We start from the raw sequence: 22,107 nt of genomic DNA on the forward strand, positions 1-22,107 counted from the left end.
CACGGGCATCGCTCACTTTGATCTTCGGCAGGGTTGAGCGGGACTTGAAGGCACACTCCGCTACCACGGCCAGCCGACGCCGTGGATGTCCGCGCTACTGACCGCGCCGACACGGATTTCGGCGCATGGATTAGTACAGATCCGGATGCTGGCGGGTGGAGAGAGTGGTGCCTAGGGGCGGAATCGAACCACCGACACTGCGATTTTCAGTCGCATGCTCTACCAACTGAGCTACCTAGGCCCGGCGGCGCCTCGAAAGGCAACCGGAGACGCGGGCTTATAGCGAGGCGTTTTCGGCCTGTCCAGCGCTCGATGACGTCTTTGTCACGGGCTGGGGATAAATCCACAATCGTCGCCGGACCGGTCACGGCGTGGCCTTGGTCCGGCCGCTCGGTGCCTCCCGCGAAAAAGCAAAGGCGGCCCGCAGCCCGCCTTTGCCGAGAGCGACGATGCGGGGGCGTACCCCGCGCAGCCTCAGCCGGCGATCTCGTTGCCGGCGAAGAACTGGGCGATCTCGATCCTGGCCGTCTCCGGCGCGTCGGAGCCGTGCACCGAGTTCTCGCCGACCGAGAGGGCGTAGAGCTTGCGGATGGTGCCGTCCGCGGCATTGGCCGGGTTGGTGGCGCCCATCACCTCGCGGTACTTGGCGATGGCGTTCTCGCCCTCCAGCACCTGCACCACCACGGGTGCCGAGACCATGAAGCTGACGAGCTCGCCGAAGAAGGGCCGCTCCTTGTGGACGGCGTAGAAGGTTTCGGCCTGCTCCTGCGTCATGCGGATGCGCTTCTGCGCGACGATGCGCAGACCGGCCTTCTCGATGACGGCATTGACGGCGCCGGTGAGGTTGCGGTTGGTCGCATCCGGCTTGATGATGGAAAAGGTGCGCTCGAGGGCCATAGGTGTCCTGATCGGATTGAGAAAGAGGCGCGCGGCTTATATCGGCGCGCCGGGACCGCATCAAGGGCCGGCCCTCAGGCGACTTGCGACAGCTTCTTGCGCACCTTGGCCAGGAAGTGCCGGCGCCGCGTCTCCGACACGGTGTCGAGGTTGTGGAGCGCCAGCCAGAGCGTGCGGCAGCGCGGGGCGCAGATCACTTTCAGGCCGCGCAGGATGATGTTGCGGCCGGGCTGCTTCATGTAGACCGTCCACCACCACCAGGGCGAGCCGAGCGTCGAGACGCAGGCAAGAAAGCGGATCTGGGTCAGCACCGGGCCGATCGGCTTGTCGTTCTCCGGCATGGTGAAGGTGGCGTAGGGGATCCAGACCCGCTCCAGCCAGCCCTTGAGCATGGCCGGCGGGCCGTACCACCAGGTGGGATAGACGAAGACCAGCCCCTCGCACCAGCGCAGCGCCGTCAGGTGCTCGGCCACCGGCTTCTCGTTGTCGCCGGGCGTGTGGTAGCCGCGCCGCTCCTCGGCGCTCATGACAGGCTGGAAGCCGGTGGCGTAGAGGTCGAGCAGGCGGACCTCGTGGCCGGCCTCCGCCAGGCCCTGCATCGCCGCGTCGCGCACGGCGGCGGCGTAGCTTTCGGCGCAGGGATGGCAGTAGACCAGCAGGACCCGCATGCCTCAGGCCCCGATCAGGGCGAAACGGTCGACGTCGACCATGCCCCTGTCGGAAATCTTGAGGTGCGGGATGACAGGCAGCGGCAGGAAGGCCACCTGCAGGAACGGCTCGGTCAGCGTCACGCCGAGGCCCTTGGCCGCCGCGCGCAGCGGCATCAGCGCGTCGCGCACGTCCTCGAAGCGCATCAGGCTCATCAGGCCGGCGACGGGCAGCGCCACCTCGGCCAGCACCCGGCCGCCCTCGGCGACGACGAAGCCGCCGCCGATCTCGCCGAGCCGGTTGCAGGCCAGCGCCATGTCGGCCTCGTCGGCGCCGACCACGGTGATGTTGTGGCTGTCATGGCCGACGGAGGAGGCGATGGCGCCGCGCTTCAGGCCGAAGCCGCGCACGAAGCCGACGCCGATATTGCCGTTGACGCCGTGGCGCTCGACCACCGCCACCTTGACCACGTCCTGGCCGAGGTCGATGCGCCGCTCGCCGTCGGCGAAGGGCAGCTCGAGGGTGAGGTGCTCGGTGATGATCTTGCCGGGGATGACGCCGATGACCGGCGTGGCCGGGCCTGCGCCCGGAGCCCGGAACGCGCCCGCCTCGACATGCGGCGCCCGCATCGAGTCGAGCCCGACCGGCTCGACCGTGCCGCGCGTGGCGAACAGCGCCTCGTCGACGAGGCGGCCGGCCGAGATCACCGTCTGCACGCCGCAGCGGGCGAGGTCGTCGATCAGCACGATGTCGGCCCGGCGGCCGGGCGCGATCATGCCGCGATCCCTGAGGCCGAAGGCGGTGGCGGCCGAGAGCGTGGCGACGCGGTAGACCGCCAGGGGTGGGGCGCCGAGGGCGATGGCGGTGCGGATGATGAAGTCGAGATGCCCCTCCTCGGCGATGTCGAGCGGATTGCGGTCGTCGGTGCAGAAGGCGAGGTAGGGCGAGGTCTCGATCGAGATGATCTCGGCCAGGGCATGCAGGTCCTTCGACACCGAGCCTTCGCGGATCAGGATGGTCATGCCCTTGGCGAGCTTTTCCCGCGCCTCGGCGGCCGTGGTGGTCTCGTGGTCGGTGCGGATGGTGGCGGCGAGATAGGCGTTGAGGTCCTTGCCGCGCAGCAGCGGCGCATGGCCGTCGATATGGCCGCCCTGGAACAGGAGGAGCTTGTCGAGGCAGCCGGGATCGGCATGGATCACGCCGGGAAAGTTCATGAACTCGGCGAGGCCGATCGTCCTGGGGTTGCCGATGAAGGGTTTCAGGTCGGCGGCCTCGAGCCGGGCGCCGGCAGTCTCCAGATGGGTCGCCGGCACGCAGCTCGAGAGCTGGACGCGCAGATCCAGCGCGGTATGGGCGGCGCTCTCCAGGAAATAGCGGATGCCCTCGGCGCCGATGACATTGGCGATCTCGTGGGGGTCGCAGATCGCCGTGGTGACGCCGTGGCGCAGCACGCAGCGGTCGAACTCGGCCGGGGTGACGAGCGAGGATTCCACATGCAGATGCGTGTCGATGAAGCCGGGGACGGCGATGAGGCCGCGGGCGTCGATCTCGCGCCGCCCCCTGTATTCGCCATAGGTGCCGACGATGCGGTCGCCGCACACCGCGATGTCGGTCTCGACCAGCGCGCCGGTGATCAGGTCGAGCAGCCGGGCGCCCTTGACCACGAGGTCGGCCGGCTCGCCCCCCCTGCCCTGTGCGATCATTCGGGAGAGGTCGCTGGCCTGCATGAGAGTCGCTCCGCGTTGACGGCGGGAACGTCCGCCGATTTGCAGGCGACGGCAAGGGGGAAGATGCGAGGGGCGCCGCTTGCCTCAGCGCAGGCCGTGCCGGGCGGCCCAGGCGGCGATGGCGGCGGCGATCGCCGCGGGCTGGTCCTCCGGCGCGAGATGGCGCGCCGGCCCGCAGCCGACCACGTCGAGCGCCGCGATGGTGCGGCGGCACCAGTCGGCCATCTCGGGGCCGATCAGCAGCGTCTCGACGCCGTCGAAGGTCATCAGCAGCTTCGGGACCTCCGGGCTCGCGGCCAGCCAGGCGTCGTAGGCCGCCACCCGGGCGGCGACATCGGCCGGCTCGCCCTCGATCGGGAAGGCGCGCGGCCAGGCCAGCAGCGGTCGGCGGCTGTCGCGCGTCGGATAGGGCGCGCGATAGGCCGCGAGATCCGCCTCGGCGAGCGGCTCGCGCACGGTGGCGCGCAGGGACACCTCCATGAAGACATTCTCGTCGAGCACCTTGGCCTCGCCGCTGCCGGGCGCCCGCAACGCCTCGATACGGGCCCGCGCCGGGCCGGGGAAGTCGCCCCAGGTCATCGGCCGCACGATGGTCTCGAGGAAGGCGAGCCCACGCACCCGGCCGGGATGCCGGGCCGCCCAGTCGAAGGCCAGCGCCCCGCCCCAGTCATGGCCGACCAGCACCACGCCCTCGAGCCCCAGCGCGTCGAACCAGGCGTCGAGATAGCGGGCATGGTCGGCGAAACCATAGGCGATGGCGGGCTTGCCGGAGGCGCCCATGCCGATGAGGTCGGGCGCCAGGCAGCGGCCGGCACCGATGCCGGGCGTCACGTTGCGCCAGAGGTGAGAGGAGGTCGGGTTGCCGTGCAGGAAGACGAAGGGCCTGCCCGCCCCCGCCTCCGCATAGGCCATGGTCGAGTCCAGCACATCGATGACGGGCATGGCGATTTCCTCCGCCGGGACGAAATGGTAAGGTGCCTGTCTAATAGCAAATAGTCAGGTACCTGTCTATATCGCCATGGACGATTGTGCTTCCTCGCGCCCGGCGCTCGGCCTGCTGCTGCGGCTGGTGCATCAGCAATGGACGCAGGCGGTGGACGCGGCGCTGGAGGCGGCCGGCTTCGGCGACATCCGGCCGCCCCACGCCAACGTCTTCACCTTCGTGCCGGCCGAGGGCATCCAGGTCAGCGAGCTGACCAAGCTGGCGCGGGTGCGCAAGCAGACCATGACCCAGGCGGTGGAGGAGCTGGAGCAGCTCGGCTATGTCGAACGGCGCCCCGACCCCAGCGACCGCCGCGGCCGCCTGGTCTTCCTCACCGACCGCGGCCGGGCGGTGCGGCCGATCGCGGTCGCGGCGGGCCGGCAGGTCGATGAGCGCTGGTCCGCGCTCACCAGCCCCGCCGAGATCGACGCCCTGCGCGGGGCGTTGCAGTCGCTGCTCGAGCGGCTGCAGGGGGAAGCGGGAGGGCGGCGGGAGGCGTAGGCCGGAAGGCGCGGCGGCAGGCGGTCTCGTTCGCCGGCAACTATGCCGAGCGCAGCGCCTGCAGTTCCCCTCCCCGCAAGGGGGAGGGGATCGGCAAACGTCGCGCCCAGGCTCGCGAATCGAGGCGCTCCCTCACCCGCCCTCGGCAACCCGCCCGTTCTCCACCCGCAGCACGGCGTCGGCGACGCCCTCGACGTCCTCGGGCGTGTGCGTGGTCATCACCACGGCGAGGCTCTTCTCGCGCCGGAGGCCGTCGATGAGCGCGACCATGTCGCGCCGCAGCGCCGGGTCGAGGCCGGAGAGCGGCTCGTCGAGCAGCAGCACCGGGCGAGTGGTCAGGAGGGCGCGGGCGAGCGCGACGCGCTGGCGCTGGCCGCCGGAGAGCTCGGCCGGGCGGCGCTTGCCGAGCCCGGCGAGGCCGACGCGCGCCAGCGCCGCGGCGATGGCGGCATGGTCCGCCGGCTTCAGCCGCAGCGCCGGCGACAGCGCCAGGCCGGCATTGTCGGCGGCGCTGAGAGTCGGCAGGAGGTTGTGCTCCTGGAAGACGATGGCGACCGGACGTTCGGCCGGCCGGAGCGGCAGGAGATCGCGCCCCTCGAAGGCGAGTTCGCCGCTCGCGACCCGCTCGAAGCCGGCGACGGCGTTGAGCAGGGTCGACTTGCCGCCGCCGGACGGGCCGACCAGGGCGACGACTGCGCCGCGCGGCACGGCGAGGTCGTAGCGTCCGACCCAGCCGGGATAGCGGATGGTGAGATCACGGACGAGGAGCATGGGCCCTCCGTCCGAGCCAGTCCGCCAGCAGGAACAGGACGAGCACCAGGCAAGCCAGCAGCGCCGCCACGCCCTCTGCGTCGGCGATGCGGTAGGCGCCGAGCTTCTCGTAGAGCAGCGCCGGCAGGGTGACGAGCGCATCGGAGCCGAACAGGGTGACGACGCCGAGATCGCCGAGCGACAGCGCCGCGGCATAGGCGAAGGCGGCCCCGGCCGAGGTGGCGGCGAGCGGCCATTCGATCAGGCGCAGCCGCGCCAGCCCGCCCATGCCGAGGCTCGCGGCCAGGCGGCCGTAGCGCTCGGCCGCCAGGGCGAGCGGCGGCTCGACCAGCCGATGGACGAAGGGGAGCGCCATCATGGCGTTGACCAGCACCATGGTCGGCAGGGCGATCGCCGCGGGATCGCCGACGCCGCGGGCGATGAGGTAGAGCCCGGCGGCGAAGGCCAGCGGCGGCACGGCGATGATGAGGAGCGGCGCCACCGTGACCAGCGCCGCCAGGCGCCGCGCCCCGGCTTCGGCCAGCGCGGCGCGGGCACGCGCCAGGGCCATGGCCGCGGCCAGGGCGAGGAGCGCGGCCGGCAGGGCGACGGCGAGGCTGGTGGCGAGCGCCAGCGCCGTCTGCGCCCCGGCCGTGCCGAGGACGGCGCGCCCGCTCCAGGCGATGGCGGCGAGCGGCGGCAGGATCAGGCCGGCGGCCGCGAGCAGGATCAGGCCGTCGACGAGGCGCAGGGCCGGGACGCCGCGGTCGGGCCGCTCGATCGGCCGGCCGGCGGCGCCGGTCTCGGGCGGACGCACCAGCAGCGGCGCGGCGGCGGCGACGATCAGCGCCATGGCGCCGATCTGCAGCACCGCGAGCAGCGCCGCACGGCCGAAATCGACGTCGAAGCGCAACGCCTCGTAGATCGCCACCTCGAAGGTGGCGGAGCCCGGCCCGCCGCCGAGCGCCAGGGGAATGGCGAAGCTGGTGGCGCAGGCGATGAAGACGAGCAGCCCGAGCGCCGGCGTCTCGCGCCGGAGGATCGGCAGGTCGATCAGGCGCAGCACCGCGCCCGCCGGCATGCCGAGCATGGCGGCGAGCCGCCAATGCTCGCCTGGCACGGCCTCGACCGCGGCGAGATAGACGCGCGCGGCGAAGGCGGCATTGAAGAAGACATGCGCCAGCAGGATGCCGGTGAGCCCATAGATCGAGACGCGCGGCAACCCGAGGGCAGCCAGGCCGTCATTGACGAGCCCGGCGCGGCCGAACACGGCGGTGAGCGCGAAGACCAGCACGATCGCCGGCAGCGCCGTGGCGACGCCCAGCAGGGAGAGGAAGGCGCCGCGCAGCGGAAAGCGCCGCCGCGCCAGGGCCAGCGCCAGCAACGCGCCGGCAAGGAGCGACAGCAGCGTCGACAGGCCGGCCTGCAGCACGGTGAAGCCGGCGATCGCGGCGAGATAGGCGAGATCGGCATGGAGCGCGCCGGCCCCCGGCGCGGCCAGGATCAGGCCGCCGAGCGAGGCTGCGACCAGCAACGCAAGGATGCCGAGAATGGCGAGACCGGGGATCACGGGGCATGCCTCCCCTCTCCCGGCCCCTTCACTTCGCCATGGCCGCCAGCCATTCGTCGATCCAGGCGCGGCGGTCGGCGGCGAGCCGGGCGGGATCCGAGATCAGCGCCTTGGCCGGCACGGGGACTGCCTTGAAGCTCTCGGGCAGGCCGGCGGCGGGAGTCCTGGCCGGATACATCCAGTTGGTCTCGGGCAGCAGCGCCTGCGCTTCGTCGGAGAGCAGGAAGGCGAGGAACCGGCGGCCGAGCTCCGGCTGCTTCGAGGTGGCGACCAAGCCGGCGACCTCGAACTGGGTGGCGTGGCCCTCGGGGAACATGGCGGCGTGGTAGTTGAACTTCTTCTCCGCGCCGATGTGGTAGGCCGGCGAGGTGGAATAGGACAGCACCATGTCGGCCTCGCCCTTCAGGAACAGGCCGTAGGCCTCCGACCAGCCCTTGGTGACGGTGACGACCCGCGGCTTCAGCTTGGTCCAGGCCTCGGCCGCCTTGTCGCCGTAGACCGCCTTCATCCAGGCGAGCAGGCCGAGCCCGGGGGTGGAGGTGCGCGGGTCCTCGATGACGATGGTCGGGCCCTTGGGATCGTCCACGAGATCGGCGAGGCTGGCCGGCGGGGTCTTGAGCTTGTCGGCATCGTAGACGAAGGCGAAATAGCCCCAGTCGAACGGCACGAAGGTCTTGTCGGTCCAGGGGGCCGGCAGCGACAGGCCCTGCGTCGAGACGCCGTGCGGCGCGAACAGGCCGGAAGCCTCGGCCTCGCCCATCAGGTTGTCGTCGAGGCCGACCACGACGTCCGCCCTGGTCGAGGCGCCCTCGAGCTTGAGCTTGGCGAACAGGGCGCCGCCGTCCTCCGCCGAGGCGAAGGCGAGCGTGCAGCCGCAGGTCGCCTCGAAGACCTTCTTCAGCGCCTGGCCGGGGCCGTAGTCGCCGACGAAGCTCTCATAGGTGTAGACGGTGAGGACCGGCTTGTCCTCGGCCGCCGCGCCGCTCGCCGCCAGGGCGAGGGCGAAGGCGGCCGCCAGTCTTTTCAGCATCGGCATGCTCCCTTGCGCGCGGGGCCGCGGCCGGGATCGCATGCGCCGATGCGGCTGACACGGCACGGTCGCTGCAAGGCTCATCCCTCCGCCGGCACGACCCGGATCAGGTTCGACGGGTTGGCACGACGCCTCTCAGCCCGGATCGGGCACCCCGTGAGACGGGCCTTTGTTACAACGGCGCGACGGGCTTGGGAAGGCCGCGCCGCGGCCGGCTGCCCGCGCTTGGCAAAGCAGCGGGCGCGTGCCAGAACAAATGTCATCGAACCGTCACACCGCCATCCGCGGGGGCGGCGCACGAACCGGCATTCCATATGACTTTGAAGACGATTGCGAAAACCCTGGGGGATCTCGCCTCCTCCGGCCTCGACGGCGCGGACCTCCTGGCGCAGATCCAGGTCCGCCATCCCGGCGTGACGCCGCACGAGATCGCCCGCGCCGCGCTCGGAGCCGTGACCGACCCTTTTGCCGATCCGGCCCTGCCCGGCCGTTCGCTCTACGATCTGGCGATCGGCCTCCTGCGCAGCACGACGCATGTCCCGGAGGATGAGGCCGCCATGGGTGCGCCGGACCTGCCGCCAGCCGACGAGACGCCGGCACCCGACCCCGCCGAGCCGGCGCCGGAGCCGCCGCCCCTGCCCATTGCCGGCATCGAGGTGGAGCTGAAGCTCGTGGCGCCGGCGGGCATCCTCGCCGCCATCGTCCGCGCGCCCATGCTCGACTCCCTCGCGCGCAACCGCGGCACGGTGCGCCATCTCCAGACCACCTATTACGACACGCCCGACCTGGCGCTGCGCCGGGCCGGCATCGCGCTGCGCATCCGGCGCTGCGGCCGGCAGATCGTGCAGACCCTGAAGCTCGGCCCGGGCGGTCCCGGCCGGTCCCGCCGCGAATGGGAGATGGCGCTGGCCGAGGAAGCGCTCGACATCGAGGCGCTGCTGCCGGTCGTGCCGGCGGAGGTCGCCGCCGTCCTGCGGCGGCAGGCGCCGGCGCCGGTGTGCTCCACGCGGATCAGCCGCCAGCGCCGCCTGCTCGACCTGCCCGGCGGCGTGGTCGAGCTCGCCTTCGACCAGGGGCTGGCGCAGGCGGGCGAGCGGACCGCGCCGATTGAGGAGATCGAGCTGGAGCTGAAGGCGGGCGGCGCCGGCCTGCTCTACGGGCTGGCGCAGCGGCTGAGCGAGCTCGGCCCGGTGCGGCTCTCGACGGTGACCAAGGCCGAGCGCGGCCACGCCCTGCTCGGCGACGGGCCGCTCCCGGCAGTGCGGACGACGGGGAGCGTGGCCGGCGCGGCGCTGTCGACGGACGAGGCCGTCGCCGCGATCCTGCGCGAAGATCTCAACCATCTCCTCGCCAACCAGCCGGTCGCCGAGGAGGGACGCAACCCCGACGGCGTGCACCAGATGCGGGTGGCGCTGCGGCGCCTGCGCTCGGCGCTGGCGCTGCTGCGGCCGCTGGCGCCCTCGCCGGCGCTCGACGGCCTCCGGGCCGAGGCCAAATGGCTGGCGGGAAGCCTCGGCGATGCGCGCAACTGGGACGTGTTCCTGGCGGACACCCTGCCCCGCATCGCCGCGGCCTGCCCGCTCGCCGAGGGCTTCGAGGCCTTGCGGCTGCACGCCGAGGCCCATCGCGAAGCCGGCTATGCCAAGGTCCGGTCGGCCCTCGCCGACGGGCGGGCCGGCCGCTTCGCCATCGCCCTCGGCGCCTGGATCGAGCAGCGCGGCTGGCGCAGCGCCGTCAGCAGCGAGGACCTCGCCGTGCTGGCCGCGCCGCTGCCGGCCTTCGCCGAGCCGGCGCTCGTCCGGCATCACCGCAAGGCCCTGCGCCGCGGGCACGGCATGAAGCGCCTGTCGGTGCCGGCACGGCACGAGCTGCGCCTGGCGGTGAAGAAGCTGCGCTACCAGTTCGAGTTCTTCGCGCCGCTCTTCGCCGGCCGCAAGCAGGCCAGGACCTATGCCCGCCGCCTCGGCCGGCTGCAGGACGGGCTCGGCCGCTACAACGACCTCGCCGCCACGCACCAGCTCGTCGTGGCTCTGGACGGCGACCCGCTGCCCGCAGCCGGCCGGCTGGCGCTGGGCGCGATCATCGGCTGGCAGGCCCGCGACCTGCCCGAGGTCGAGCGCGTCCTGCGCCGGCGTTGGCGGGCCTTCCGCAACGTCGGGCCGCCCTGGCAGGACGCCTGAGCCCGCGAAGGCGTCTCAGGCCTGCGCGGCGGCGGCCGACGCGTCCCGGCCGTCGAGCCGCTCGGCCACGAAGGCCTTGAGCCGGGCATCGGCGAAATGCGGGACGGCGAGCGCCGCCCCCTCCTCCAGCAGGCGCTCGGCGGACAGCCCGGTGGTGAGGCCGACCACGGCGAGGCCCGCGGCGCGGGCCGAGCGCAGGCCCGACAGGGAATCCTCGAAGGCGAGGCTCCGCCCGGCCACGGCCCCGAGCCGCTCGAGCCCGGTGAGATAGGGCAGCGGGTGCGGCTTGGGGTGGGCGAGCTCGTCGCCGATCACCACCACCTCGAAGCGATCGGCGAGGCCGATGCCGGCGAGCTCCTGCTCGGCATTGGCGCGCGGCGCGTTGGTGACGACGCCGTAGCGCGCGCCCCGGGCATCGAGCCAGTCGAGGAAGGCGACGAGGCCCGTCGCCGGCTCGAGCTCGGTCGCCAGCGCCCGGAACAGCACCTCCTTCTCGCCGGCCAGCGCCAGCGTCCGCTCCCGCGGCAGGTCCGGCACCAGGCGACCCAGGATCATGTCGTTGGGAAAGCCCATGATCTCGCTGCGGTAGCGCGCGACGCCGATCTCGACCCCGAACGGCGCGAGCGTGCGGCTCCAGGCCTCGTGATGCAGGTGGTCTGCGTCGACGAGCGTGCCGTCGAGGTCGAAGAGCAGGGCGCCGGACATGGGAACTCTCCTTGATTACGCGGTGGCCTGCCGGCCGGGGCGGCGCTCGCCCTCGTCGCGGAACTGCATGGCGTGCAAATGGAAATAGCGGCCGCGGCGGGCCAGCAGCTCCTCGTGCCGGCCCTCCTCGACGACGCGGCCGCCCTCGACGACGCAGATCCGGTCGGCACGCTGCACGGTCTGCAGGCGATGGGCGATGACGATGGTGGTGCGGCCGGTGCTGAGCTCGTCGAGCGCGGTCTGGACCGCCACCTCGGATTCGGAATCGAGCGCCGCCGTGGCCTCGTCGAGCAGCACGATCGGGGCATGACGCAGGACGGCGCGGGCGATGGTGATCCGGGCGCGCTGGCCGCCGGAGAGCTGCAGGCCGCGCTCGCCGACCGGCGTGTCGTAGCCGAGCTCGAAGCCGAGGATGAAGTCGTGGGCATGGGCCGCCTTGGCCGCGGCCACCACGTCCTCCTCGCTGGCGCCGAGATGGCCGAAGGCGATGTTCTCGCGGATGGTGCCGGCGAACAGGAACACGTCCTGCCCGACATAGGCGATCGCGCCGCGGAGCGAGGGCAGCGACACGGCGGAGACGTCCTGCCCGTCGATGGCGACGCGTCCGCCGTCCGGATCGTAGAAGCGCGGGATCATGTTCATGATCGTCGACTTGCCGCCGCCGGACTGGCCGACCAGAGCGGTGGTCCGGCCGGCCTCGGCGACGAAGGAGACGCCGCGCAGCACCGGCTCGTCGGCGCGATAGCCGAACGTCACGTCCTCGAAGGCGATGCGCCCGGCGCTCACCGCCAGCGGCGGCTTGGCCGCCTCGGCCGGGCCTTCGGCCGTCGGGCTGTCGAGGAAGTCGAAATACATGCGCACCCCCGCGAGGGCGGCGTTGAGGTCGACGTTGAACTTGGCGAGGCGCTTGGCCGGCTCGTAGGCGAGCAGCAGGGCCGTGAGGAAGGAGAAGAAGGCGCCGGGCGTCTGACCGCCCGCGATCACCCGCCAGCCGCTGTAGATGATCACCACGGCGACCGCCATGCCGCCGAGCGTCTCCATCAGCGGGCTGGAGCGGCTGGCGAGCTCGGCGATCTTGTTGGCGGCGCGCTGGAAATGAGCGATGGCTGAGCCCATGCGCTGGAGCATGACCTCTTCGAGGCCGAAGGACTTGACCACGCGCACGCCCTGCGCCGTCTCCTGCAGCGCCGCCACGATCTGGGCCGAGCCCTCGTACTGGCGCTGGGCCACGCCACGCACCCGGCGGGTGAGGTAGCGCGCTCCGAGCACGGCCGGCGGCATGATCACCAGCGCGGCGAGGGAGAGGAGCGGGTCCTGCACCACCATCACGGTGGTGAGCGCGATCAGCGACATCAGGTCGCGGCCGATCGAGGTGACGACCAGGTTGAGGCTGTTGCGCGCCGAGACGGCGATGAAGCTGTTCTGGGCGATCAGCTGCGTGGAATGGGTTCCGGTGAAGAAGCCGAGGTCCTGGCGCAGGAGATGCTCGAACATGCGGGTCTGCACGCCGGCGATGATGCGGTTGCCGATCCGGGCCATGGTGGTGTCCTGGCCGTAGCTGCCGAGGCCCTTGGCCAGGTAGATCGCCACCACCGCGACTCCGAGCCAGATGATGGCGCTCTGGTTGCGGTCGACGAAGAGCTGGTTGATGACGTCGCGCATGAGATAGGCGGAGAGGCCGGTGGCGGCCGCCGTCACGCCCATGCAGACGAAGGCGAAGGCATAGGAGGGCACGTGCCGGCGCCCTTCCTCCCGGATCATGCGGCTCAGCAGCGCCAGGGCGCTCGGCCCGGTGTCGGTAAGGGAGGATATGGCTCGCATCTCCGATCGAACCGCCGGCTTCTAGCACCGCCGCCGCCGTATGGACAATCCGCCGGGCCTCCTGGCGAGCGTCCTCAGGCGCCAGGCCAGCGGGCCAGCAGCCGCTCGGCCGAGGCGAGGCCCTCGGGGTCGTTGACGTTGACGAAGGGGTCGAAGGGCTCGGCCGGCCATTCCGCCTCGGCAAAGCCCAGGCGCTCGATCATGGTGGCGACGCGGCGCACGCCCTCCTCGACCAGCGCCCGGCGCAGCGCCTGCCGGCAGGCGACCGGCCAGAGCGCCGCCGTCGGGTGCGCCCGCCCGCCGGAAACCGCCACCGCGCCGGAGCCGCGGCGCGCCCGGTGCAGGCCGGCGACCAGGTCCTGCGGCAGGAACGGCGCATCGCAGGGCGCCACCGCCACCCAGTCGATGCCGGGACCGGCCGCCGCCGCGTCGAGGCCGGCGAGCACGCCGGCGAGCGGGCCGGGATGGCCGGGCACGCCGTCCGCCACCACGGGCACGCCGAAGGCGGCGAAGCGCGCCGGATCGCCGTTGGCGTTGAGCACGAGCAGGGAGACCTGCGGCGCCAGGCGCGCCACCGCCCGCGCCAGCATGGCGCGGCCGCCGAGGTCGACGAGGCCCTTGTCGCCGCCGCCCATGCGGCGCGCCAGGCCGCCGGCAAGGATGATGCCGAGGGTGTGAGGGAGCGCGTCCATGCCCGACTGTGCCACCGCCGCCGCCGCGGCGCAAAGCGCGAACGCAGCGCTCGCTTGAACGGCGGGGCCAGCCCCGGTAGGACTGCCGGCATGGATGAGATCCGCCTCGACCTCAGGGGCCTCAAATGCCCGCTGCCGGTCCTGCGCACGCGCAAGGCGCTGCGCGCCGCCGCGCCCGGCGCGCTGGTGGTGGCCACCTGCACCGATCCGATGGCGGCGATCGACCTGCCGAACCTGGCGCGCGAGACCGGCGACACCCTGGAAGACCAAGTCGCTGCGCAGGGTTACGTCGAGTTCCGCATCCGCAAGGCGAAGGCCTGACGATGCGCCTGATCGGACTGTCGGGCTGGAGCGGCGCCGGCAAGACCACCCTGATCGCCGCCGTCATCCCCGCCCTGGTGGCACGCGGCGTGACGGTCTCCACGATCAAGCACGCCCATCATTCCTTCGAGATCGACCAGCCGGGCAAGGACAGCTTCGTCCATCGCCAGGCCGGCGCCAGCGAGGTGCTGGTCGCCTCGGCGCACCGCTTCGCGCTGATGCGGGAGCTGCGCGGCGCGCCCGAGCCGCCGCTCGCCGAACTGGTCGGGCGGCTGGCGCCGGTCGACCTCGTCATCGTCGAAGGCTTCAAGCGCGACGCCCATCCCAAGCTCGAGATCCATCGCGTGGCGACGGACAAGGCCTTCATCCACCCCGGCGACCCCCATGTCCGCGCCATCGCCACGGACGCCCCCGGCCCCTTCCCGATCCCGCGCCTGCCGCTCGACGACATCGCCGGCATCACCGGCTGGATGCTGCGCGAGGCCGTGCCGGTGGAGGAGCTTTTCGGCGGGGGCGGACGGCAGTCCGGACGCAACGGCGGTTGAGTGCCGCCACAACGGCGCAACATGCAAGGCGGGGGCGAGAACGGCGACGGCCGCCGTCATGGCGTTGTTCAGCCCGTCGACGAGCCGTGCAGGACTGGATGTCACCACCGTCCGTCGAAACCCGCGATGCGACCGGGGAAACGGGCAGATCGGGTCGATCATCGGCCCTCTCGGGCACGCCGCGAGTCCTGGCCGCGATCGCGGTAATTCTCCGCCAGTTCCGCGACCCGCCGGGCCGAGCCTGCCGCCAGGGTCCACCCGAGAGGGCCGTGGCCGGCGTTCACCAGGAGGTTCCTCGGGCCGAGGCGGGCAACGATGGGTCGGCCGCCCGGGGTGAGCGGGCGCAGACCGGACCAGTGACGGACCGGCCCCTTGGGATGGTCGGGCAGAATGGCGGCGAGGTTGTCCTCCAGCATGCGGCCGCGCCTGGCATCGAGCGAGGTATCGTAGCCGGCGAACTCCACCGTGCCGGCGACACGCAGGCGCTCGCCGAGCGGCGTCACCGCGGCCTTGAGCTCGTCGTCGGCCACCGGGATGCGCGGCGCGCCGTTCCAGCCGGGCGTGTCCACGGTGATCGAATAGCCCTTGGCCGGATAGATCGGCAGCGACAAGCCGATCGTCCGCGCCAGACGCGGCGAATAGCTGCCGAGCGCCAGCACGAAGAGGTCGCCCTTGACGGGACCGCCGCCTGTCTCGACCGCGGTGATGCGCTCGCCCTCGATCGCCAGGCGGTGGATGGTCTGCCCGTAGCGGAATTGTGCGCCGCGCGCCGCGGCCACGGCGGCAATGGCTTGCGTGAACTTGAAGGCGTCGCCACTCTCGTCGTCGGGGTAGAACACCGCGCCCGAGAGGCGCCCGGCGATGGGCGCGAGTGCCGGCTCACGCGCTACGGCCGTCCCGGCGTCCAGCCGCTCCACGCGGACGCCGAGCTCCTCGTACAGGGCCGCAGCGCGCAACGCAGACTCCATCGAGCCCTTGCTCCGGAAGATCTTGAGCAGACCCGGCGGGTTGCGGTCGTAGGAAAGCTGCTCCAGCGCGACGATGCGGCGGAGTTCCGCCAGGCTGTCGAGCGCCAGTGCGAGCGTCGCCCGCGTGTTGGCCCGCCACGGCGCCGGCCGGCAATTGGCGAGGAACGACAGGCCCCAGCGCAGCATGCCCGGCACGGCCGAGAGCCGCAGCAGCATGGGCGCGTCGTCCTTGCCCAGCCATTTCAGGATCTTGGCCGGCGTGCCCGGCGCGGCCCAGGAATCGGAGGTCGCGGGGGTGACGAGGCCGCCATTGGCGAAGCTCGTCTCCAGGCCGGCGGCGGGCTGACGATCGAGGACCACGACATCGTGGCCGTCGGCCGCCAGCGCATAGGCGGTGGTGGCGCCGATTACGCCGGCGCCGAGGACCACGATGCGCAAGATATTCTCCTTGGGGATCGCTGAACGGTGCTTCGATCCTGTCGCGACCGGCGAGGCCGAAGGGCGAAGGGAGCGGGATCCATGGGAAGAGGCGCGGCTCCGCGACATGCCCCCTCCGGAGCCACTTCGCGGCTCCGGACGTGACGGACGGGATCAGCGCCTGATATGCGCGTAGGCGACGATCTCGATCATCGCGTCAGGCACCATCAGGCCGGCGACGATGACGGTCGCGCGGTTTGGGTAGGGCTTCGAGAAGTAGCGCCGATAGACGGCGTTCATGCCCTGAAAGGCCGCCTTGTCGGTCAGGTAGACCAGCACCTGGGTGACATCCTCCAGCGTGCCTCCGGCCGCCTCGATCGTGCGCCTCAGGTTGGAGAAGGTGAGATCGGCCTGGGCCGCGATATCGCCGGTCTCGATCGAGCCGTCTTCCCGGATCGGGATCTGCGCCGTGTAGAGGATCCCGTCCGCGCTGACGGCCCACTCGATGGGCGCGTCCTCACCGGGCAGATGGGTCTTGACGACGGTCTTCATGCTGTCTCTCCAAGCGGTTGCCGTGGCTGGAATTCCGGCGTCCCATCCCACGCGGACCAGGGCAGGAACTGGCCCTCGCGCCGGTAGGCCTCGGCGTAGCGGGCGAGACGCTTCTCATCGACCTCGATGCCGAGGCCGGGCTTGTCGATCAGGCCCCAGCGCGGGCCGGTGGCGATCGGAAGGGGCTCGGCGAGCAGGTCGCCTTCCATGACCGAAGCGGTCTGCTGCGCTCCCTCCGTCGCGTTGGGCAGCGTCAGCAGCATGTGGTGGGCGGCAGCGGCGGCGATGCCGAACTCGCCATGGGTGTGCTTGCAGACACCGATCCCCTTGAGGTTTGCGAGGCTGCAGAGCGTGTGAAAGCGGCGCAACGTACCGACCCAGTAGCTGCTCATGCAGAGCACGTCAGCCGCGCCGCTGTCGATCATCCGGACCACGGCGTCCTCGCCGCTCAGCCCCTCGTTGGCGCAGAGCGCCACGGGCACGCGCTTGCGCAAGTCCTGCATCAGGGACAGGGGGGCGGCGCGCACCGGCGCCTCGGCGAAGTCGATGTCGAAGGCCTCGTGCCAGCGCGTCAGCAGGCGCACTGCCATCGGCAGCGGCCAGGCCTCGTTGGCATCGATACGGATCATGGCGTCCGGACCGGCGGTGGAGCGGATCGCCGCCAGCATGCGCTCCTCGGCGGCGGCGTCGACACCGACCTTGAGGTAGTAGTGGCGATAGCCGCGCCGGACGCCGAGGAGCACCTGCGCGGCGACCTCGTCGGGCGTGCCGGCGGCGAGGTAGAAGAAGTAGTCGACCGCCTCGCGCATCGCTCCGCCGAACAGGCGGTAGAGCGGCTGGCCGCAGGCCTTGCCGCACAGGTCCCACAGCGCGATGTCGATGCCTGCGTAGGCGAAGTTGCCGGTCTGGAGGCGGTAGTCCCACAGGCCGGTGCGGTAGACGTCACGGGCGATCGCCTCGGTGTCCCAGGGATCGCGGCCGAGGACGAAGGGCGCCATGGCCTTGACCGCCATCTCGATCGAGGCGGTATCGGCGCCACTGCAACTCTCGCCCCAGCCGACGAGGCCTGAATCGGTCGTCAGCTTCACCACGACGTCGCTGACGCCGCCGCGCTGGACGCGCGCGCTGCGCTCGACCTGGCTGTAGGGCACGCTGACGGGAATGGTTTCCAGGCCAATGATCTTCATGAGCGCGTCATTCCGACTTTTCGAGGATCTTTTTCAGGAAGGTGCGGGTGCGCTCCTGGCTCGGACGGCGCAGCAGCGTGTCCGGCGAGCCTTCCTCGACGATGCGGCCGTGATCCATGAAGATCACCCGGTCCGAGACGTCGCCGGCGAAGCGCACCTCGTGGGTGACGATCATCATCGTGCGCCCCTCCTCGGCGAGGGTGCGCATGACGGCGAGAACCTCGCCGACCAGTTCCGGATCGAGCGCCGAGGTCGGCTCGTCGAAGAGGATCAGCTTGGGCTGCATGGCGAGCACGCGGGCGATGGCGACACGCTGCTGCTGGCCGCCGGAGAGGCGGTCCGGGTATTCCGAGAGCTTGTGGCCGAGACCGACCTTCCGCAGCATCTGCGCCGAGAGGTCTCGCGCCTCGGCGAGGGCGAGGCCGCGCACCCGCCGCGGCGCCAGCGCCACGTTGTCGATGGCCGACAGGTGGGGAAAGAGATTGAAGCGCTGGAAGACGAAGCCGATCTCGGCGCGCGAGGCGGCCATCTCGCGGTCGGAGAGGTAGCGCCCGCGCTCGCCCTCGGCCCGGCCGATCAGCTTGCCGTCGATGCGCACCTCGCCGCTGGTCGGGCGTTCGAGATAGTTCACGCAGCGCAGAAGCGTCGTCTTGCCCGAGCCGCTGGGCCCGATGATCGACAGGCACTCGCCGCGCGCGACCTCGAGATCGATGCCGCCGAGCACTTCGAGCGTGCCGAAGCTCTTCCTGAGGGCGGCGATGCGAACGAGCGGATCCATGGAGAGCCCATTGGAGAAAAGGCAGGGAGAGCGCTGCCCGTCTATGAAGAGCAGGTCACGAGGCCCCGAGAAGCGTCATTTCGGGTCGCCCGCGGCCGGGCCGGGAATCCATGATCGCCGTTGCCGCGGCTGCCTGCCGGCATGGCGGACATGGATCCCCGCTTTCGCAAATGACCCGCACGGCTTCGCAGCCCTTGCGAGAAGACGAGGCGCTATTTCTTGAAGCAGCTCTCGGCCGCGGCCGGCGCCTTCCAGTCGGCCGGACGGTCGACGCCGTTGCGGTAATCCTTGGCCGGCGGCGCGAACCAGCTCGGATCGCCGAGGCCGTATTCCGCCATCACCTTCACATTGGCGCACTCGGCCCAGGCCTTGGCGATCTCCTTGTTGATCGCCTCGTAGAGCTCCTTGTCCTGCGGCCACAGACCCATGATCGAGTAATACTTGGTCGACATGATCGGGTACTTGTCGGGCTCGGGCTTCAGCGCGACCTGGTGCAGCCCCCATTCCGGATGCTGGAGAAGCGCGTATTCGACCAGGCCGGGATCGAGCACCGCCATATCGACGCGACCGGCAACGACGTCCCGGATCACGGCGTCGGAGGTGTCGTAGAGCTTGACCTCGCCGACGCCCGGCACGGTCTTGAGCTCCGGCACCAGGGTGAAGCCGGTGACGGTGCCGATCTTCTTGCCGGCGATGTCGGCGAAGGTCGAATAGTTCGTCTCCTTCTTCTGCAGGAGATAGGTGCCGAAATAATAGATCGGGTCGGTCATCAGCAGGATCTTGGTGCGGTCGACCGTCCAGCCCATCGAGCCGAGCATGATGTCGACCTTGCCCTGCTTGGTCGCCTGGATCAGCGCCGACCACTCCATCTGCACGGGCTTGACCTCGAGGCCGAGGTCGGCGGCGATCTTGGCCAGCAGCGCGCCGTCGGTGCCGATCAGCTTGCCGTCCTTGAGGCCGGTCATCGGCATGTCGCCGTTGAAGCCGATCGTCAGCTTGCCCGGCTCGACGGTCCGGGGCGGCTCGGCACGGGCCGGTGCGCCGGCGCAGCCGATGACGAGCGCTGCGACGGCTGCACAGACGCTGCGCACGAAACCTCGCCGGCGCGATCCGCCGGTCTGCATGGTGGTGTTCATCCTCGATCCCCTCTGTGTGACGGTGGCTGGAGGCGGCCGCACTCTGGCCCATTCTTGGTTGCGGTCATGGGCGGCCCTTCGACAGAGCCGTCTCCAGCCGCCCCACGAGGAGCGACAGGGGATAGCTCATCGCGAAGTAGATGAGCGCCGCGAGGACGTAGAGATGCATCGGCATGAAGCTCGACGATGCCAGGTCCTTGGCGCGGAGCATGAGTTCGGGCGCGGCGATGATGGAGGCAATCGCCGTGTCCTTGAGAAGGCCGATGGCATAGTTGCCGACCGGCGGCAGCACGATGCGCAGCGCCTGCGGGGCGATGACATCGATCATGCTGCGCGCCGGCGTCAGGCCGAGGGCGAGCGAGGCCTCGCGCTGGCCGCGGTCGATGGCCTCGATGCCGGCGCGAAAGACTTCGCCGAGAATGGCACCGCCCTGCAGGCCCAGGCCGACAACGGCGGCGGTGAAGGAGTCGAACTGGAGATTCGGGGCGACCGCCGGAAGACCGAAATAGATGACGAACAGGATGACGAGGGCCGGCGTGCCGCGCCCGACCTCGATATAGACGATGGCGGCCCAGCGCAGCGGCCAGGCATTCGAGGTCCGCACCAGCGCCACCGCCACGCCGATCAGCAGGGCCAGCGCGAGGCTCGCGCCGGCGAGCTTCAACGTCTCCCCGGCGGCGGCCAGCATCTGCGGCCCCCACTCGGGCAGATTCTCCCAAAGCTCCCCGAAGAACCTGATCATCGCGCCGCACCCTCGGCCCGCCGCTGGAGGCGGGCGGCGAGATGGGAAAGCGGAATGCTCAGCGCCAGGTAGATGCAGGCCACCAGGAGGTAGATCTGCATGCTGAGATAAGTCTCCATGACCAGATTGCGCGCCCGGAACATGATCTCGGGCGCGGCGACGCTGGAGGCGAGCGTGGTGTCCTTGAGGAGCTGGACGGCATAGTTGCACAGCGGCGGCAACATGATCCGCACCGCCTGCGGCAGCACCACGAAGCGCAGCACGTCTGCCGGTGGCAGGCCGAGGGAAAGCGCCGCCTCGGTCTGGCCCTTGTGAACGGCACCGATGCCCGCGCGAAACACCTCGGCGAGATAGGCCGCGCCATTGGCGCCAAGGCCGACGATGGCGGCCGCGAGCGGCGGCAGGCCCAGGCCGAGGTCGGCAAGGCCGAAATAGATGATGAAGAGCTGGGTCAGCGCCGGCGTGCCGCGCATCACTTCCACATAGCCACGCGCCAGGATGCGGGCCGGCCGGAACGGCATCAGCAACAGCAGCGCCAGCGCCAGGCCGCCGGGGAGCGCCACCGCGAGGGCACCGGCCGCCACCTGCACGGCGACCCAGGCCCCTTCCAGCAGGACGGGCAGGAAGTGCGGTGCAGTTCGGATGAGCGTGTCCCAAAAGTCCATCACGGCTGGCCGTCGCGGTTCGGGGAGAAGGGCTGCAGGCCGGTCGAGTGGTCGCCCTCGCACCTTCCGAATAATTGTCCTATCATCCCATGAAAAGAGTCAAGCGCCCCGCTGCCTTTTTTCCGCCGGGGTGGTATGAGGCGCTAGGGATGAGGGAGGCGCACCCTCGAAAGACGGTTTCGTCTGTTTCGGAGCCGGGCTTCAGCGGACTCTGCGTCGAGTCCGGCCGAGGCCCGGGCAGCGGCAGACGGGCCGCCCAACCCATCGGATTGCTTGTGGACGAACTGCTTCCTTCACGCGCCGCCGCCCACGCCGACCCGCAACCGGACGGCGCCGAGCCGCCGATCCGGCGCCTCAAGCTCCACGACCAGATCGTCGCCACCCTCGGCAGCCGCATCGTGGCCGGACGGTTCGGCGAGAGCGGCCTCCTGCCGACGGAGAGCGAGCTGGCGGCCGAGCTCGGCGTCAGCCGCAACGCACTCCGCGAGGCGGTGAAGGTTCTGGTCAGCAAGGGCATGGTCGAGGTGAGGCCCAAGACCGGCACGCGCATCCGGCCGATCAGGGAATGGAACCTGCTCGACCGCGACGTCCTCGGTTGGCATGCTCAGTCGGATCTACGGCTCATCCGCGCTTTCGACCTGGTGGAGTTCCGCCTGGTGGTCGAGCCGCGTGCCGCCGCCCTCGCCGCCAAGCGCGGCACGGTGGAGGATTTCGCCGCGATCGACGCCGCCTGCACGGCGCTGGAGGCCTGCGTCGGCAAGCCCGGCCTGGTGCCGCACCGCGACATCGTCTTCCACCGCTCGATCCACAAGGCCTCGCACAACGCGATCCTCAACCATCTCGGCTCGCTCACCTCCTCGCTGATGCAGATCCAGGTCCTGATGACGACGCAGGAGCCGGGGTCCTTCGAGAAGGGCCTGCCGCTGCACCGCGCCCTGACGGAGGCGATCAAGGCAGGCGATGCCGCGCGCGCCGAGGCGATCTCGCGCGACCTCGTGCAGATGCCCTACAGCGACCTGGCGGACCGGCTCGCCGTCCCCCCGGAGCGCCAGCTCTAGGGTCTGGACCTGACCTGCCTGAGGACGATGTTCCGCTTCCGCCCCGGAGGAGCCAGTCTCGACCTCATCCCAAGGAGACGGGTGACGCCAGCCAGTCGCCAAGACTGGGCGTAGACGGGATCTGAACAGGAGACACTGGCAACATGACAGTATCCCTCCCAGAGCCGCCTCAGCGAACTCCTGCCCTGGAAATGGACGACTGCCCGGCAACCGACGTTCTCAGGCCACGTGTTCG

At 71.0% G+C, this 22,107-nt stretch carries 22 protein-coding genes, 1 tRNA gene and 1 riboswitch; of the genes, 5 read left to right on the forward strand and 18 right to left on the reverse strand.

Going from position 1 to position 22,107, the window contains the following annotated elements:
- Window positions 1-165 precede the first annotated feature (165 nt).
- The 5 genes from QO011_RS19330 to QO011_RS19350 all read right to left on the reverse strand — a co-directional run bounded on the left by QO011_RS19330 (window position 166) and on the right by QO011_RS19350 (window position 4,214).
- Window positions 166-241: transfer RNA gene (locus QO011_RS19330), tRNA-Phe, on the reverse strand.
- A 233-nt stretch (window positions 242-474) separates the two neighbouring features.
- Window positions 475-897 (reverse strand): nucleoside-diphosphate kinase, encoded by a 423-nt coding sequence (gene ndk / locus QO011_RS19335; RefSeq protein ID WP_307275162.1) that lies wholly within the window; start codon window positions 895-897, stop codon window positions 475-477.
- A 74-nt stretch (window positions 898-971) separates the two neighbouring features.
- The gene (locus QO011_RS19340; RefSeq protein WP_307275164.1) at window positions 972-1,565 is read right to left on the reverse strand and encodes an NAD(P)H-dependent oxidoreductase; all 594 of its coding nucleotides are present in this window, start codon (window positions 1,563-1,565) and stop codon (window positions 972-974) included.
- Window positions 1,566-1,568: 3 nt separating this feature from the next.
- Entirely contained in the window at window positions 1,569-3,272 is a 1,704-nt protein-coding gene (gene ade / locus QO011_RS19345; protein ID WP_307275166.1) for an adenine deaminase, read from the reverse strand.
- Between the two features lie 84 nt (window positions 3,273-3,356).
- The gene (locus QO011_RS19350) at window positions 3,357-4,214 is read right to left on the reverse strand and encodes a haloalkane dehalogenase (RefSeq protein ID WP_307275168.1); all 858 of its coding nucleotides are present in this window, start codon (window positions 4,212-4,214) and stop codon (window positions 3,357-3,359) included.
- A 76-nt stretch (window positions 4,215-4,290) separates the two neighbouring features.
- On the opposite strand from QO011_RS19350, the gene QO011_RS19355 reads away from it, so the two are divergent.
- Window positions 4,291-4,755, forward strand: coding sequence for a MarR family winged helix-turn-helix transcriptional regulator (locus QO011_RS19355; protein WP_307275170.1), 465 nt, complete (start codon window positions 4,291-4,293; stop codon window positions 4,753-4,755).
- 132 nt (window positions 4,756-4,887) lie between these two features.
- Here the strand turns inward: QO011_RS19355 and QO011_RS19360 are convergent, their stop codons facing one another.
- The 3 genes from QO011_RS19360 to thiB are packed head-to-tail and all read right to left on the reverse strand — an operon-like array spanning window position 4,888 to window position 8,105.
- Window positions 4,888-5,526: a thiamine ABC transporter ATP-binding protein gene (locus QO011_RS19360; protein ID WP_307275171.1), complete on the reverse strand. Its 639-nt coding sequence runs from the start codon at window positions 5,524-5,526 to the stop codon at window positions 4,888-4,890.
- A complete protein-coding gene (locus tag QO011_RS19365) occupies window positions 5,510-7,075 on the reverse strand; it encodes an ABC transporter permease subunit (RefSeq protein ID WP_307275173.1) in 1,566 nt (521 codons plus the stop codon). The genes QO011_RS19360 and QO011_RS19365 overlap by 17 nt, the downstream gene beginning before the upstream one ends.
- Before the next feature lie 28 nt (window positions 7,076-7,103).
- Window positions 7,104-8,105: a thiamine ABC transporter substrate binding subunit gene (gene thiB / locus QO011_RS19370; protein WP_307275174.1), complete on the reverse strand. Its 1,002-nt coding sequence runs from the start codon at window positions 8,103-8,105 to the stop codon at window positions 7,104-7,106.
- Between the two features lie 66 nt (window positions 8,106-8,171).
- Window positions 8,172-8,272: riboswitch (TPP riboswitch) on the reverse strand.
- Window positions 8,273-8,419: 147 nt separating this feature from the next.
- Between thiB and QO011_RS19375 the strand changes: the two genes are divergently transcribed.
- Window positions 8,420-10,285 (forward strand): CYTH and CHAD domain-containing protein, encoded by a 1,866-nt coding sequence (locus tag QO011_RS19375; protein WP_307275176.1) that lies wholly within the window; start codon window positions 8,420-8,422, stop codon window positions 10,283-10,285.
- Between the two features lie 15 nt (window positions 10,286-10,300).
- On the opposite strand, the gene QO011_RS19380 is transcribed toward QO011_RS19375, so the two are convergent.
- From QO011_RS19380 to mobA, 3 genes are all read right to left on the reverse strand, one after another.
- On the reverse strand, window positions 10,301-10,990 hold the full coding sequence (locus QO011_RS19380) for an HAD family hydrolase (RefSeq protein WP_307275178.1): 690 nt from the start codon (window positions 10,988-10,990) through the stop codon (window positions 10,301-10,303).
- Window positions 10,991-11,005: 15 nt separating this feature from the next.
- Complete coding sequence (locus tag QO011_RS19385) at window positions 11,006-12,811, reverse strand: ABC transporter ATP-binding protein (protein ID WP_307275179.1); 1,806 nt, start codon at window positions 12,809-12,811, stop codon at window positions 11,006-11,008.
- 74 nt (window positions 12,812-12,885) lie between these two features.
- On the reverse strand, window positions 12,886-13,503 hold the full coding sequence (mobA, locus tag QO011_RS19390; RefSeq protein ID WP_307275181.1) for a molybdenum cofactor guanylyltransferase MobA: 618 nt from the start codon (window positions 13,501-13,503) through the stop codon (window positions 12,886-12,888).
- A 90-nt stretch (window positions 13,504-13,593) separates the two neighbouring features.
- On the opposite strand from mobA, the gene QO011_RS19395 reads away from it, so the two are divergent.
- Together QO011_RS19395 and mobB are read left to right on the forward strand one after the other, a co-directional pair.
- Entirely contained in the window at window positions 13,594-13,824 is a 231-nt protein-coding gene (locus QO011_RS19395; RefSeq protein ID WP_307275182.1) for a sulfurtransferase TusA family protein, read from the forward strand.
- Window positions 13,825-13,826: 2 nt separating this feature from the next.
- Window positions 13,827-14,369 (forward strand): molybdopterin-guanine dinucleotide biosynthesis protein B, encoded by a 543-nt coding sequence (gene mobB, locus QO011_RS19400; RefSeq protein WP_307275184.1) that lies wholly within the window; start codon window positions 13,827-13,829, stop codon window positions 14,367-14,369.
- 158 nt (window positions 14,370-14,527) lie between these two features.
- Here the strand turns inward: mobB and QO011_RS19405 are convergent, their stop codons facing one another.
- The 7 genes from QO011_RS19405 to QO011_RS19435 form a co-directional block, all read right to left on the reverse strand.
- Window positions 14,528-15,766, reverse strand: coding sequence for a D-amino acid dehydrogenase (locus tag QO011_RS19405; RefSeq protein WP_307275620.1), 1,239 nt, complete (start codon window positions 15,764-15,766; stop codon window positions 14,528-14,530).
- Window positions 15,767-15,928: 162 nt separating this feature from the next.
- Window positions 15,929-16,306 (reverse strand): RidA family protein, encoded by a 378-nt coding sequence (locus QO011_RS19410; protein ID WP_307275185.1) that lies wholly within the window; start codon window positions 16,304-16,306, stop codon window positions 15,929-15,931.
- Window positions 16,303-17,493 (reverse strand): mandelate racemase/muconate lactonizing enzyme family protein, encoded by a 1,191-nt coding sequence (locus tag QO011_RS19415; protein ID WP_307275186.1) that lies wholly within the window; start codon window positions 17,491-17,493, stop codon window positions 16,303-16,305. The genes QO011_RS19410 and QO011_RS19415 overlap by 4 nt, the downstream gene beginning before the upstream one ends.
- Before the next feature lie 7 nt (window positions 17,494-17,500).
- Window positions 17,501-18,271 carry an amino acid ABC transporter ATP-binding protein gene (locus QO011_RS19420; RefSeq protein WP_307275187.1) on the reverse strand — a complete coding sequence of 257 codons (771 nt, stop codon included), beginning with the start codon at window positions 18,269-18,271 and terminating at the stop codon, window positions 17,501-17,503.
- Window positions 18,272-18,483: 212 nt separating this feature from the next.
- Window positions 18,484-19,407, reverse strand: a complete 924-nt coding sequence (locus QO011_RS19425; protein WP_307275189.1) for a substrate-binding periplasmic protein — start codon at window positions 19,405-19,407, stop codon at window positions 18,484-18,486.
- A 64-nt stretch (window positions 19,408-19,471) separates the two neighbouring features.
- On the reverse strand, window positions 19,472-20,149 hold the full coding sequence (locus QO011_RS19430; protein ID WP_307275190.1) for an amino acid ABC transporter permease: 678 nt from the start codon (window positions 20,147-20,149) through the stop codon (window positions 19,472-19,474).
- Window positions 20,146-20,814, reverse strand: coding sequence for an amino acid ABC transporter permease (locus QO011_RS19435; protein WP_307275192.1), 669 nt, complete (start codon window positions 20,812-20,814; stop codon window positions 20,146-20,148). The genes QO011_RS19430 and QO011_RS19435 overlap by 4 nt, the downstream gene beginning before the upstream one ends.
- Before the next feature lie 275 nt (window positions 20,815-21,089).
- On the opposite strand from QO011_RS19435, the gene QO011_RS19440 reads away from it, so the two are divergent.
- Window positions 21,090-21,872 (forward strand): FadR/GntR family transcriptional regulator, encoded by a 783-nt coding sequence (locus QO011_RS19440; RefSeq protein ID WP_307275193.1) that lies wholly within the window; start codon window positions 21,090-21,092, stop codon window positions 21,870-21,872.
- The last annotated feature ends 235 nt before the right edge of the window (window positions 21,873-22,107 follow it).

This window comes from Labrys wisconsinensis (assembly GCF_030814995.1).
Taxonomy (GTDB): domain Bacteria; phylum Pseudomonadota; class Alphaproteobacteria; order Rhizobiales; family Labraceae; genus Labrys; species Labrys wisconsinensis.